10 protein-coding genes and 2 pseudogenes are annotated in these 13,180 nt (G+C 60.0%); 8 read left to right on the forward strand and 4 right to left on the reverse strand.

Annotated elements, in window-relative coordinates; translation table 11 throughout:
* Nucleotides 1-90 precede the first annotated feature (90 nt).
* From hisD to A9K66_RS28680, 7 genes are all read left to right on the forward strand, one after another.
* The gene (gene hisD / locus A9K66_RS28650) at nt 91-1,401 is read left to right on the forward strand and encodes a histidinol dehydrogenase (RefSeq protein ID WP_067330780.1); all 1,311 of its coding nucleotides are present in this window, start codon (nt 91-93) and stop codon (nt 1,399-1,401) included.
* 81 nt (nt 1,402-1,482) lie between these two features.
* Nucleotides 1,483-2,733, forward strand: a complete 1,251-nt coding sequence (locus A9K66_RS28655) for an ABC transporter substrate-binding protein (protein WP_067330591.1) — start codon at nt 1,483-1,485, stop codon at nt 2,731-2,733.
* Between the two features lie 87 nt (nt 2,734-2,820).
* Nucleotides 2,821-3,705 carry a sugar ABC transporter permease gene (locus tag A9K66_RS28660; protein WP_067330594.1) on the forward strand — a complete coding sequence of 295 codons (885 nt, stop codon included), beginning with the start codon at nt 2,821-2,823 and terminating at the stop codon, nt 3,703-3,705.
* The gene (locus tag A9K66_RS28665; RefSeq protein ID WP_067330598.1) at nt 3,695-4,573 is read left to right on the forward strand and encodes a carbohydrate ABC transporter permease; all 879 of its coding nucleotides are present in this window, start codon (nt 3,695-3,697) and stop codon (nt 4,571-4,573) included. The genes A9K66_RS28660 and A9K66_RS28665 overlap by 11 nt, the downstream gene beginning before the upstream one ends.
* Nucleotides 4,574-4,577: 4 nt before the next feature.
* Complete coding sequence (gene ugpC / locus A9K66_RS28670) at nt 4,578-5,678, forward strand: sn-glycerol-3-phosphate ABC transporter ATP-binding protein UgpC (protein ID WP_067330601.1); 1,101 nt, start codon at nt 4,578-4,580, stop codon at nt 5,676-5,678.
* A gap of 9 nt (nt 5,679-5,687) precedes the next feature.
* Nucleotides 5,688-7,184, forward strand: coding sequence for a GMC family oxidoreductase (locus tag A9K66_RS28675; protein ID WP_067330604.1), 1,497 nt, complete (start codon nt 5,688-5,690; stop codon nt 7,182-7,184).
* An 84-nt stretch (nt 7,185-7,268) separates the two neighbouring features.
* Nucleotides 7,269-8,684 (forward strand): aspartate ammonia-lyase, encoded by a 1,416-nt coding sequence (locus A9K66_RS28680; RefSeq protein ID WP_067330607.1) that lies wholly within the window; start codon nt 7,269-7,271, stop codon nt 8,682-8,684.
* A gap of 134 nt (nt 8,685-8,818) precedes the next feature.
* On the opposite strand, the pseudogene A9K66_RS28685 reads toward A9K66_RS28680, so the two are convergent.
* The 3 genes and pseudogenes from A9K66_RS28685 to A9K66_RS28700 all read right to left on the reverse strand — a co-directional run.
* Nucleotides 8,819-9,019, reverse strand: a pseudogene (locus A9K66_RS28685) (dehydrogenase); the annotation flags it as partial.
* Nucleotides 9,020-9,043: 24 nt separating this feature from the next.
* A pseudogene (locus A9K66_RS28690) lies at nt 9,044-9,301 on the reverse strand (transketolase C-terminal domain-containing protein); the annotation flags it as partial.
* Nucleotides 9,302-10,179: 878 nt separating this feature from the next.
* Nucleotides 10,180-11,040 carry a hypothetical protein gene (locus tag A9K66_RS28700; RefSeq protein WP_067330783.1) on the reverse strand — a complete coding sequence of 287 codons (861 nt, stop codon included), beginning with the start codon at nt 11,038-11,040 and terminating at the stop codon, nt 10,180-10,182.
* 243 nt (nt 11,041-11,283) lie between these two features.
* On the opposite strand from A9K66_RS28700, the gene A9K66_RS28705 reads away from it, so the two are divergent.
* Nucleotides 11,284-12,012: a glycosyltransferase family 25 protein gene (locus tag A9K66_RS28705; protein ID WP_067330621.1), complete on the forward strand. Its 729-nt coding sequence runs from the start codon at nt 11,284-11,286 to the stop codon at nt 12,010-12,012.
* Nucleotides 12,013-12,071: 59 nt separating this feature from the next.
* On the opposite strand, the gene A9K66_RS28710 is transcribed toward A9K66_RS28705, so the two are convergent.
* Nucleotides 12,072-13,175 carry a glycosyltransferase gene (locus A9K66_RS28710; protein ID WP_067330623.1) on the reverse strand — a complete coding sequence of 368 codons (1,104 nt, stop codon included), beginning with the start codon at nt 13,173-13,175 and terminating at the stop codon, nt 12,072-12,074.
* Nucleotides 13,176-13,180: the final 5 nt, after the last annotated feature.

Genomic DNA, 13,180 nt, shown 5'->3' on the forward strand with positions numbered 1-13,180 from the left:
CGAGGGTTGGTCATGCGCCGCCCTCGCATTTCGCCATCCACCACATTGATGATGCGGCGCGCAAGCGCCCGCAAACCAAGAGTTGTTGCCATGATACGCACGGTCAAGCCCGCCAAAGGCAGTGTCGCAGACGATGGCCAGCCCGCAGTCACCGCGACGGTCCAGGCATTGCTGGCGCAAGTCGAGAAAGGGGGCGACGCGGCAGTGCGCGAATTGTCCATCCGCTTCGACAAGTTCGACCGCGACAGCTATCGCCTGACCAAGGCTGAGATTGACGGATGCATCAACGCGTTGAGCAAACGCGAGCGCGAGGATCTCGATTTCGCCCAGGTCCAGATACGCAAATTCGCCGAAGCCCAGCGGGCCACACTTCGCGATCTGGAGATCGAGACGCTACCAGGCGTAATTTTGGGGCATAAGAACATACCGATCCAGAATGTCGGATGTTATGTACCGGGCGGCAAATATCCGCTGCTTGCCTCTGCTCACATGACGGTCTTGACCGCTCGCGTGGCAGGCTGCGAACGCGTCATCACCTGCGCTCCGCCGTTTCGAGGCAAGATCGCCGACAAGATCGTCGCCGCCCAGGCCCTTGCGGGCGCGGACGAAATCTATTGCCTTGGTGGTGTCCAGGCGATCGCGGCCATGGCCTATGGCACCGAGACGATCGCTCCCGTGGATATCCTGGCCGGCCCCGGCAATGCCTACGTCGCCGAAGCGAAACGGCTGCTGTTCGGCGAAGTTGGCATCGATCTGTTCGCCGGTCCGACCGAGACCTTGGTGATTGCCGACGACAGTGTCGACGGTGAGATCGTGGCGACCGACCTGCTTGGCCAGGCGGAGCACGGCGTCAACTCTCCCGCCGTTCTGATCACCAATTCTGAGAAACTTGCCCGCGATACCCTCGATGAGATCGAGCGTTTGCTCAAAATCCTGCCGACTGCGGCTGTCGCCGGCAAAGCCTGGGAAGACTACGGCGAGATCATCCTGTGCGACACGCTGGATGAGATGGTGGCGGAAGCGGATCGCATTGCCTCCGAGCACGTGCAGGTCATGACACGTGATCCGGACTATTTCCTTGAGAGGATGAAGAACTATGGCGCTCTGTTTCTGGGCGCTCGCACCAACGTCTCTTTCGGCGACAAGGTGATCGGAACCAACCACACGCTGCCTACGAACAAGGCAGCCCGATATACAGGCGGTCTGTGGGTCGGCAAGTTCCTTAAAACCTGCACCTACCAGCGGATCGAGACCGATGAGGCGTCCGCCTTGGTCGGCCAGTACAGCTCGCGCCTCTGCATCATGGAAGGTTTCGCCGGCCATGCCGAGCAGTCCAACATCCGCGTCCGCCGCTATGGCCGGCGCAATGTTCCATACGCATCGGCAGCCGAACCGCTCTGATGCGCAACACGCCCCGGCACGCGCCCCACAGGATCGAGCCGGATCATCAAGCCACCAACGCAAGCAACAAGGGGAACTACAATGAAGCTCACCACCATCCTAGCCGCCTCGACCGCCTTCATGCCGGTTGCGGCAATGGCCGAAAGCAAGGGCAAGGTCGAAGGCATTCATCACTGGGTGTCCGAAAGCGAGGTCAAAGCGCTCAAGGTCATCACCGATAAGCTGGCCTCCAAGGGTTACACCTGGGAAGATAGCGCGGTCGGCGGTCTCAGCGGCGCCAACGCGCTGCAGGCATTGCGCACGCGTCTTGCCGCCGGGAACCCCCCGGCAACGATGCAGTTCCTTGGCTATGAAGGGCTCGACTGGGGCAAGCAGGGCGTCCTGCGCTCTCTCAACGATCTCTACACCAAGAACGGCTGGGACAAGGCGCTCGCCCCGCAGCTGCTTGCATTCGTCAAAAACGGAGACGACTTCATTTCCGTGCCGATCAACATGCACAGGCAGAACTGGCTTTGGGCGAACAAGGCCGTTTTCGACAAGGCCGGCGTCAAGGAACCGAAGTCTTGGGATGAGCTGATCGCCGACGGAGACAAGCTCCGGGCCGCCGGTGTGGTCCCGCTCGCCATGGGTGACGAGAGCTGGCAGATCCTCGAGGTCTTCGAGGCAATCCTTGTCGACGTGAACGGGCCCGAATTCTACAAGAAGGCAGTCATCGACCTGGACGAGGGCGCTCTTTCGAGCCCCGAAATGATCGCGACGTTCGACAAGCTTAGGAAGGTCCGCGGACTTGTCGATGACGGCTTCACCGGGCGTGATTGGGCCGTCGCAACGGGCATGGTCGCGGATGGCAAGGCCGCCATGCAGGTCATGGGCGACTGGGCCAAAGGCGAGTTCCTTGCCAAGGGCCTCAAGCCCGGCGTCGATTTCCTCTGCTTCCCAACGCCGACCGACAAGCCCAACTTCAAGTTCGTGATCGACGCATTTGGCATGTTCAAGGTCGATGATGCCGTGACCACAGCAGGCCAGGACGCCTGGGCAGAATCGATCATGGATCCCGAGGTGCAGAAGCAGTTCAACCTGATCAAGGGTTCGATCCCGGCTCGCTCCGACGTTCCGGTCGACAGTTTCGATGACTGCGCGAAGCGTAGCTATGCTGACCGCGAGGCGGCGGTGAAGAACGGCACGATGCTCGGCGGCCTCACGGAAGGCTTTGCTGCCCAGCCTCAATTCGCCGGCGTCTTCACCGACGTCGTCGGCAAATTCTTCGTCACCGACATGTCGTCCAAGGATGCTGTTCAGGCCCTGGTCGATGGGATCAACAACGCCCGCTAGTCCAGGCCACCAAAGCCCTGCCGGCAATCGTGCCGGCGGGGACACCGTCCGCAACAATGCTCGGCAATAGCGAGGTTGGTCAGTCCCATGTCGTTCAAAAACAAATTGGACCTATGGCTGCCGCGGCTCGTCCTGTCGCCCAGCCTGCTGGCCGTTCTGATTGCCGTCTATCTCTTCATAGTCTGGACGGCCTGGATCTCGCTATCTTCGTCCCAGATGGTCCCGAAGTTCGACTTCGTCGGGCTCGAGCAATATGTCCGTTTGTGGTCGACCCCGCGCTGGCACACTGCAGTCGCCAATCTCTTCATCTTTACGGCGTTGTTCCTGGCGATCACCATCGCGCTGGGCTTGTTCCTCGCGATTCTGCTCGACCAGAAGGTGAGGGCGGAGGGCTTCCTGCGAGCCGTCTACCTCTATCCCATGGCCTTGTCATTCATTGTCACGGGCACAGCCTGGAAATGGATCCTGAACCCGGACCTCGGCCTGCAGAAGGTCGTCAACGAGCTCGGCTGGACCGGTTTTGTCTTCGATTGGATCACACAACCAAGCTTTGCAATCTACTGCGTGGTGATCGCAGCGGTCTGGCAATCGACGGGGTTCGCGATGGCCATTTTCCTGGCCGGGCTGCGAGCGATCGATACTTCGATCATCAAGGCCGCGCAGATCGAGGGAGCCAGCCTGCCGCGAATCTACCTCGGCGTCATCGTGCCGATGCTGCGCCCGGCATTCCTGAGCGTCATCGTCCTACTGAGCTATATCTCGATCAAGAGCTTCGACCTGGTTCTGGCCCTCACAAATGCCGGGCCTGGCAGCGCCACCGAAATGCCCTCGACCTTCATGTTCGCCGCGACGTTCAGGCGCAACCAGATGGGCGTAGGTGCCGCCAGCGCCATCATGATGCTGATGACGGTCGCCGCCATCATCGTTCCCTACCTCTATTCGGAATTGAGGGAGGACCGCAATGCGCACTGAAGCACGCTCGGCGCGTCGTTCACACCAGATCGGTCGCCTGTTCATCTATGGCTCGCTGATCGCGCTCGCCGCCTTCTACCTGATGCCGCTTTGGGTGATGATCGTCACCTCGCTCAAGTCGCTGGATGAAATCTATGGCGGCTCCTTCATCGGGGTGCCCCAGGCGATCACCTTCGAAGCCTGGAACAAGGCATGGCAGGAGGCCTGCATTGGTACGGCCTGCACGGGACTGCGGCCATACTTCATCAATTCCATCCTCATGGTCGTGCCCGCCGTCATCCTGTCCACGGGGATAGGCGCGATAAACGGCTATATCCTCACGAAGTGGCGTTTCGCCGGGGCGAACGCAATATTCGGACTATTGCTGTTCGGCTGCTTCCTGCCGTTCCAGGCCGTTATCTTGCCCATGGCGCAGCTGCTTGGTCGCCTCCACCTTTCCGGCACCATTCCGGGTCTCGTGCTGGTTCACACCGTATACGGCATAAGCTTCACGACCCTGTTCTTCCGGAACTATTTCATCACGATCCCGGACGAACTGACCCGCGCGGCTCAAATCGACGGAGCTGGGTTCTTTCGGATCTTCTTTTCAGTGATGTTGCCGACCGCGCTTCCCATCATCGTGGTCTCTTGCATCTGGCAATTCACGCAGATCTGGAACGACTTTCTTTTCGGCGTGTCGTTCACCGCAGGGCAATCATCGCCGATCACCGTGGCGCTGAACAACATCGTCAACGTGACGATGGGGCGCAAGCAATACAATGTCGACATGGCGGCCGCCATGATTGCCGCCATCCCCACCCTTCTCGTTTACGTCGTCGCGGGACGCTACTTCGTGCGCGGTCTGACCGCCGGCGCCGTGAAAGGCTAGTGCTATGTCAACGCTTGAAATCGATCGGGCCCGCAAGCTCTACGGTGACCTCGAAGTCCTGAAGGAGGTCAGTATCTCCATCGGCACCGGCGACTTCCTGGTGCTGCTCGGCCCTTCGGGTTGTGGCAAGTCCACACTGCTCAACATGATCGCCGGCCTCGAGAACATCTCAGGTGGCGAAATCCGCATCGCCGGCAGGGTTGTCAACGACCTGTCGCCGAAAGACAGGGATATCGCCATGGTGTTCCAGTCCTACGCCCTCTATCCCACGATGACCGTGCGCCAGAACATCGAGTTCGGCATGAAGATCCGCGGCGTGCCGCAAGCCGAGCGGGACAAAGCGGTCAAGACGGCGGCCGACCTGCTCCAGATGACGCATCTTCTGGACAGGAAGCCCTCGCAACTCTCGGGAGGCCAGCGCCAGCGCGTGGCAATGGGGCGCGCGATCGTGCGCCAACCCAAGCTGTTCCTGTTCGACGAACCTTTATCCAACCTGGACGCCAAGTTGCGCGTCGACATGCGAACCGAGATCAAGCGTCTTCATGCACGATTGGGAACCACAATCGTATACGTCACGCATGACCAGATCGAAGCCATGACGCTCGCCACGCGCGTTGCCGTGATGAAGGACGGCGTGGTCCAGCACCTTGACGATCCGCAGTCGGTCTACGACCGGCCGGCGAACGTATACGTGGCCAAGTTCGTGGGCTCGCCCTCCATGAACATCATTCCGGCGAGACTTGACGTGGAAGACGGTCGGCCAGTCGCGGTGATCGACGTCCCAGGTGGGGCGGCTGCCCGCCTCTCAGGCATCCCTTTGTCTTCACAAGCGGCAGCCAAATACGCTGGGCGCAGTATTCTGCTGGGCGTTCGTCCGGAGTTGTTCAGCGTCGCCGGCGAGCAAGCCGCGCAAGCGGTCACGGTAAACATCGACGTTGTCGAGCCTACGGGCCCCGATACGCTTGCTCTTTTCCAGGCAGGCGGGGTCGAAGTCACAGCTCGTGTGCCGCCAAGGGCCGTGGCAGCCCGCACTTCGGCGACCCTCGCGGTCGATACTGGCAAGATCGTGCTGTTCGATGCCGACAATGAGCAACGCATAGACTGAGGCATCGACGTGGATCAAACAGCTGATATCGTCATTATCGGGTCAGGCATAGGAGGCGCTTCCCTGGCCCATAGCCTGGCCGGCACCGGCAGGCGCATCGTGATTCTGGAACGTGGCGAGCACCTGCGCGACGCGCCCCAGGCGCGCGACGACCGGGCGATATTTCTCGAGGGCTTCTACCGTTCGACCGAAGAGTGGCTCGGCGACGATGGGCAGGCTTTCCTGCCCGGCAACTATTACTATGTTGGAGGCAATTCCAAATTCTTCGGCGCGGTGATGTACCGCTACAGGCTTGAGGATTTCTCGCCCCGCCCGCACATGGACGGCGCCTCGCCTGGATGGCCGATCACCTACGAGGAGCTCGAGCCCTGGTACGAGCGAGCCGAGGCGATTTTCAAGGTGCGGGGTGACCCCACGCAGGATCCCACCGAGCCGCCGCGCACCGGTCCTTACCGTTTTCCGCCGGTACCCGACGAGCCGGCCATAGCGGCCGTGCGCGCTCGCTTGAAAGAGGCGGGGATCCATCCAGCCAGCCTTCCCCTGGCTATCGACATCAATGAGTGGCTTCGCCGCGCAAAGACCGGTTGGGATGCGTTTCCCAACACGGGTTCCGGCAAGATCGACGCCGAAGTTGGACCGCTGACTGCCGCGTTGAACAGCAGCAACGTCAGTCTCGTGACCGGGGCCAGTGTCGTACGGCTGGAAACCGATCCGACGGGTCGCAAGGTGACTGCCGCGGTGTTTTTCAAGGATGGAGTTGAGCGGCGGATCAGCGCTGGTATCTTCGCCGTTGCGGCCGGCGCGGTCCAGAGCGCGGCGCTCTTGCTGCGCTCGGCGAATGCCGCACATCCGCGCGGGCTGGCCAACGGCTCCGACCAACTCGGCCGCAACTTCATGAACCACAATACCACCGCCATGCTGGCGATCGATCCGCGATCGGCCAATACGTCGGTTTACCAGAAGACCCTGGCATTCAACGACTTCTATAACGCCGAGCCGGAAACAGGTTTCCCGCTTGGCAACGTGCAATTGCTTGGACATATCACGGGTAACATCCTCAAGGCGAACGCGCCCTTGCTGCCACGGTGGCTGGCGGGGCTGATAGCCCGCAATTGCTATGGCTGGTTCTTGACCAGCGAGGACCTGCCCAATCCAGAGAGCCGGGTCACGGTTCAGAATGGCCGCATCGTCATGCATTGGGTTCGCAGCAACATGCGAGCGCACGAGCTGCTGATCCGCAGGACGCGAGGTGTGATGCGAAGGGCGGGCTTCCCCATCGTTCTTACTCGAACCTTCGGCAGAAAGACGACTTCGCACCAGTGTGGCACTGCCAGGCTTGGAAGCGATCCGGAGACGTCGGTTGTGTCGCCTGATTGCCGTTCCCACGAAATTGCAAACCTCTATATAACCGACGCTTCTGTGCTTCCGACATCCGCGGCCGTCAACCCGGCACTGACTATCGCGGCGCTCGCCATCAAGGCTGGCGCCGTCATCAGCCGGTCGTGAGGACCTCATCTTAGTATCCAGACTTGTGAATCTTGCACCTGTGTGGGTGACGCCCGAGGTCTTGGCTGAGCGGAGTTAGCAACCATGATTGCCGACCGTATCGAAACGGATCTGATCGGACCGCTCGCTGTACCGGGCCACGTGCTCTATGGCGTGCACACCCGTCGAGCAGAACAGAACTTCGATGTGTCCGGGCTGCGGCTGAAGGATTTTCCCGAGTTCATCCAGTCGATGGCGATGGTGAAAAAGGCTGCTTGTCTTGCAAACATGGAACTCGGACTGCTCTCGCCCGAAAAGGCCCAGGCTATCTCAGATGCGTGCGACGATATCATCGAACTGAAGGGGATCGAAGAAAACTTCCCGGTTGACATGATGCAGGGAGGGGCCGGTACGTCGACAAACATGAACGTCAACGAGGTTGTGACCAACCTGGCCCTGATCAAACTCGGCGCCAAAATTGGCGATTACGCAAGGCTGCACCCCAACGACGACGTAAACCTTTCCCAGTCGACAAACGATGTGTATCCGACCGCAATCCGTCTGACGGTTTTGCGGGCCTGCGACGGGCTCGTATCGGCACAAGTCAATTTGCGTGATGCGTTTCGCGCCAAGGCGCTCCAGCACGCGAATGAGCTCAAGGTTGGCCGAACTCAGCTTCAGGACGCGGTGCCCATGACAGTTGGGCAGGAGTTCGAAGCCTTTGCTGAACTCATCGACGAAGATATCGTCCAACTTCAGTCGGTCGCGAGATTGTTGTTGGAAATCAACCTTGGGGGCTCGGCGATCGGCACCTCGATTAACGTGCCCCGCGAGTTCCCAGGCATCGTTTGCGGTCATCTGTCGCGAATATCAGGCATTCAGCTTGTTGCTGCCCGTAATTTCATCGAGGCAACGTCGGACACCGGCGGCTTCGTTTCCTTTTCGGGCATGCTGAAGCGCATCGCAGTCAAGCTGACCAAGATCTGCAACGATTTGCGCCTGCTTAGCAGTGGGCCGCTTGGCGGACTGGGCGAGATTCGATTGCCACCCGTGCAGGCCGGCTCTTCGATCATGCCGGGTAAAATCAATCCCGTCATTCCTGAGATGGTGAACCAACTCAGCTTCCAGGTGATTGGCAACGATCTTACCGTGACACTGGCCGCAAGCGCGGGCCAGCTTCAGTTGAATGCAATGGAGCCGGTGATCGTCTTGAACATCCTGCAATCCATGCGGTTGTTGACGAGAGGAATGCGGATTTTCAAAGAGCGCTGCGTGGACGGGATCGAAGTCGATTTTGATCGTTGCAGAGCGCTGCTTGATCAATCCCTCGTTCTGGCAACGCCCTTAGCAAAACTGATCGGCTACGGCAAAGCAGCCGAATTGTCCAAGCGCGCTTTGGCAGGGAAGAGGACCTTACGCCAAGTCGTTGAAGAAGCGGGGGTTCTGCTTCCCGACCAGGTTGAGCATATTTTTGGCAACAGCGCTGAGTTCGCTGGTCTCCCCGACGCCTCCCCGGCTTGAAGATTGGAAGACTGTCTCGGAAGTGATGACCGGGACATCCCGGTCGTCGGGCTTGGCGCAGCGGATGCCGTTCGCACAGCGCCAAATGGGTAAGGCGCCGCTCGCAAGAGACTGCTGGCCCTTACGTCAGCTGGTCAGGACCTGTCGTGGACGGCGATGACAGCCTTGATCAGCCCAGCCTTCTCGCGTGACCAGCGCGCAATGTCGTGAGGGCTCTTGGCCAGAGTGGTCCGGTGGGTCACGAGCCTGGTAATCGGTATTTCGCCGTCCCGGATCGATGCGGCGACCTGATCGAAATCGCTCCTGGTGGCGTTACGGCTGCCGATCACCGTCATCAAGAGCAGAGCCGAGATCGTGCCTCACTTACCCGTCCATTCGCGAATACGGCGCACGACCTCAGTTGTCGAGATGCCGTACCGATCGTGAAGTGTCGGCAGAGCACCGGCGTCCAAAAACTCGTCGGGAAGGGCGATCTGCCGAAAGGCGGGTGTCACGCCCTCGCGCATAAGCAATGCGGCGACACTTTCACCCAGTCCGCCTATGACGGTGTGGTTTTCCGCCACCACCACCAGCCGGCCAGCTTGGCGCGCGGCCGCAAGAATTCTCTCATTGTCCAGCTGAGATTGCCTCGGATAGTTTGTCGAACCCAGCCTTCTTCCCCGAAGCCCGTCGGCAGACAAGGCGGACCCGGTATTCCCTGGTCCGCCTTTTTGCGTCCTTCTAATGGCGGGTTCGCGGGTAAGCCTTACGTCTTCGTTTCGGGGGAGAAAATGGAAAAGCGAAACGAACGGCGTACTGCGGCAGGAATCGGTGCAGAAAGGCCCACGCAAAAGTCCCCACATCTTCGTCAGTCGCTCACTCCCCGGCGGGTGTGTACGCGCTGGCGACCTTGTTTGATATCGCCACCCCGCCGGACATCCGCTCGCCTTCCAACTCGGAATTCTCCTAGGAACACGTCATCCTCTAAGCTTTCGACCTGACGTTCCAGCGTCTTCCGTTACCGTGCTGCTCGAATGAGAAACTCGGTGCTGCGTCGAAATTGGTACAGATGGCGATACTTGCTCGATTGCTAAAATAGTGAAATTTTCGCCTCGAGTGCCTGGAAGCAGGATTGGGGAGATGTACTTTCCTCAGTTTCTGGTCGGAATGCTTATCACGTCGAGCGTAGTCGGAACCTGGGCCTATGAGGTCACAGGGTCCGTCTGGATGAGCATTGCCTGGAGCCTCCTAGCCGCGCTTCTGTTGCAGGTCGGCTATCTCGCGATTGTGTTCAGGCTTGTATATGGTCGGCGACACTCCGAGCCGAAGGCGAAGGAGACCGATCCGGACGCTGCCAAGCAACAATCCCTTCCACATCAGCCACGACATACAGACGGCCGCTGACCAACTGCCGGCTTGGGCGTTCTCGTCCCTGCTTTTTTGGAGACCCGTAGCGTCCGCGCAGGCCCCCGTATGTGTCCGATCACAAGATTCCCGCCACATTGCCGAGCTTTGGTTAGCGTCGCTCCCGGGTAACATGCAACAATTGCTGGAGTCGGACCGGCAGGTGCGGCGAGGCGTCCAATTCGGTACAGCTCTTTTTCCATCGGCGGAGATATTCGGCGATTGGAACCCCGCTGCGGCCAGGCCAGCGGTTGAGCGCGCCCAGCGCCTCAACGCAATCGGGAACCTGTTCGTATTCTGCGAGAATGGTCGGGCACATTGCTTGCGCGAACGGATTGAGACCTGGAACTTCGATCTCGTTTCGGTGGTCGGCGAACCACGTCGCAGCATCTCGGGTAAGTCCCTGGCTGTCGGCGAGCGCGGTATAGCGTTTGATTATGTTCCCACGATATTCGGCAATGGCATCGCCGAAAGCGTTGTCACCTGCGAAAGGCGGGTCCTGTTTCCAGTCTTTCGCCAGGCGTCCCAGGCCTCGCAGCGAGAAGGCCTCCACCATGGCTTCCTCCAGCCATTGGCAAGGCGGTGCCGGCTTCGCATCGGCCTGCCAGCTGTTGGCAAGCACATGGCCGAGTTCATGGCCGAACTGGTAGGCAAGCTTCGACCAGTCCCGTTCGCCGATGTCGACAATGATCCAGGCCATACTGCTGCCGTCGGGATGCAGCCAGATCGCCGGCTGTCCGGTGCCATGGCGGTCGACGCGGAGCCTTGCCGGCTGGCGATCAGACAGCAGTCGGACGCCGTCTAGGCAGGCGCGCCGCGCCTTTTCAACGACCTGTTCTGCCGCTTGCGGGAGCATGCGGCCCCAATTGCCCGCGAGTTCGAGCGGGGCGGACAGAAGCGTCGCGGGTGTTTTATTCCGGGGGGATGGCATAGCTGCATAGCCCGGGTCCAGGATGGCCGAAAACTTTGCCATTGCGGTAGCCGATGCTGCCGCAACGATGATGCCAACCGCCAAATCTCGGCGCCTCATAGCCTCTCCAGTTGCCGGACGCAAATCCTCCAAAAGTTCGAATGCCTGGTCCAAGCCGTCTCGCCAGCTACCACCGATCCGGCTAGACTTGAAGTTCTCTCAAGTGGAGGCCGGGGCGCAAGCTGGTTCGCTCGATGCAAAGTGAGTGAATGGACGAACCATCGCCAAAATGGGGCTAAAAGCGTCATGTCGGAGATTTATGTAATCAATCTCGATCGAAGTGTCGGGCGGCTGGATAAATTTCGCAAGTTGAACTCGCACCTGCCGGAAGTCCGGAGGTTCTCCGGATTTGACGGAAAATCCATCGACCGCGACAAGCTGATAGAGCGTGGGGTTATCAGTTCGGATTTGGAGTATGCGCCTGGGAGTCTGGGCTGCGCCATCTCGCACGTGACGCTCTGGAGAGAGGCCGTCGGTCGGCACAAGGTGATAACGGTTGCCGAAGATGATGCGATCTTCTCTCGCGAGTTCGAACGACATACGAACGCGCTCTTGGCGAACATCCCGGCCGATTGGGATTTCATCCTGTGGAGTGCAAGTCTGCGATGCTATGCCTGGCTAGATGCCCTTCCTGGCGGAACCGGTGCCAGGCTGGAGTTCTTTCCGGGCGAAGTCATGACGCATATTGCTGACTTCCAGGAGGCGGAAATCGAACCTGCTCTGCTTCGAGCGCGCTATCTGCTCGGCACGGTTTGTTACTCCGTCTCGCCACGTGGCGCGCGCGCGCTGTTGGAGTGGTGCCTTCCGATACGGCCGATGATCGTGGATTTTGCAGGCTTCGGCCTAAGGCTGAACAATGCAGGCATCGATTGCATCATGGCGGGCGTGATGCCCTCGCTCAAAGCCTATGTGTGCTTGCCGCCGCTTGTCATCAGTGACGAACGGCCGGAGGAATCGGTACGGATCAATACGTGAGCGACAGGCTGGCGTTGACCGCAGTCGGCCAGTCCGTCCCATCAGGCAACCGATAGCCTTCACCGAACACCTTCTTCGCCGAGCGGCGCTGCTCGATCTTCGTGCCGGCGCCGAATGAAGAAATCGAGGTTGTTCCTGAGACGCTCATTGCCCGGGTCAAGCTCGAGCGCCATCTGCCCCCATTCCACAGCACGGTCCATCGCATTCAGGTGCCATGAGGCGATGGCGCCCAGATCAAACAGCCGAAAGCCCCAGCAGTTCGGGTCATCGAGATAGCTTCCGGTGCGACGGGTGTTTTCGATTCCGTTGCTGCACGCCCAGAACAGATTCAACCAGTCGGCCCTGCCGTGGAGTTCCTCCGCAAGGTCGGCCCAGATCTCGCGCCGATGCGGCGCTTCCATTCGCGCTTTGTCCAACCACACCAATCTCTGGTCCGGCATCATGCGTGCGATGTAGCGCATCGCTTCTGACCGTTCCTCGCCCCAGGTGCTTGTCGGCAAGCCAAGGTAGCGCTCAAGCAATTGGACGGCCTCGTCGGGCCGGTTGGCCCACATCAGGTCCCGCCCGAGCCAGAAACACATCTGTGCGTCGTCGGGATCTTCCTTGTAGGCAACCTCCATCAGAGGCAGGTAGCTGCTCCTGGTTGGCTTGGCCAGGTCCTGCACCTCGAACATGACCAGGTCGTTGCTGGTCGTGACCACCTCCCTTTCTCCGGTGAAGACGAGGGCCTCATGGACGGGGCGCTTGAAGCGATATCCCCAGCGATGGTGAAAATTCTTGGTGGCCCATTGCCGCAACGGTCTGGGGTCGTCGACACTCGCTCTATAGATCGTCTGGCAATAGAGGGCTGTCGTTTCGGGTCTCCAGGCCGCCTCCAGCTTGGGGCGCCAGCCGGGCTCGAGGAAACGATCCATATCCATCGTGCAGCACACGTCGACGTCGGCGGGGATGAGCGCCAAGGCGGCATTTCGGGCGTCATCGAAGCGCCATGGGCGGACCGCGATCCGGTGCACGGTAACGCCGGCGTTGATCAGTCGGGATACCGTGTCGTCGGTGCTGCCGGTGTCGGCGACTATCCGATAGTCGGCGCCGACGGCCGAATTTGCCCACCTCTCAACATGTGCGGCTTCGTTCAACGCGATGGTGTAGACCGCTATCTTCAAGGAAG

The sequence above is a fragment of the Mesorhizobium sp. AA23 genome (assembly GCF_001672435.1).
Taxonomy (GTDB): Bacteria; Pseudomonadota; Alphaproteobacteria; order Rhizobiales; family Rhizobiaceae; genus Mesorhizobium.

Coding starts and splice junctions, on each gene's coding strand:
- hisD (WP_067330780.1), top strand. CDS start 91: ATGATACGCACGGTCAAGCCCGCCAAAGGCAGTGTCGCAGACGATGGC.
- A9K66_RS28655 (WP_067330591.1), top strand. CDS start 1,483: ATGAAGCTCACCACCATCCTAGCCGCCTCGACCGCCTTCATGCCGGTT.
- A9K66_RS28660 (WP_067330594.1), top strand. CDS start 2,821: ATGTCGTTCAAAAACAAATTGGACCTATGGCTGCCGCGGCTCGTCCTG.
- A9K66_RS28665 (WP_067330598.1), top strand. CDS start 3,695: ATGCGCACTGAAGCACGCTCGGCGCGTCGTTCACACCAGATCGGTCGC.
- ugpC (WP_067330601.1), top strand. CDS start 4,578: ATGTCAACGCTTGAAATCGATCGGGCCCGCAAGCTCTACGGTGACCTC.
- A9K66_RS28680 (WP_067330607.1), top strand. CDS start 7,269: ATGATTGCCGACCGTATCGAAACGGATCTGATCGGACCGCTCGCTGTA.
- A9K66_RS28700 (WP_067330783.1), bottom strand. CDS start 11,040: ATGGCAAAGTTTTCGGCCATCCTGGACCCGGGCTATGCAGCTATGCCA.
- A9K66_RS28705 (WP_067330621.1), top strand. CDS start 11,284: ATGTCGGAGATTTATGTAATCAATCTCGATCGAAGTGTCGGGCGGCTG.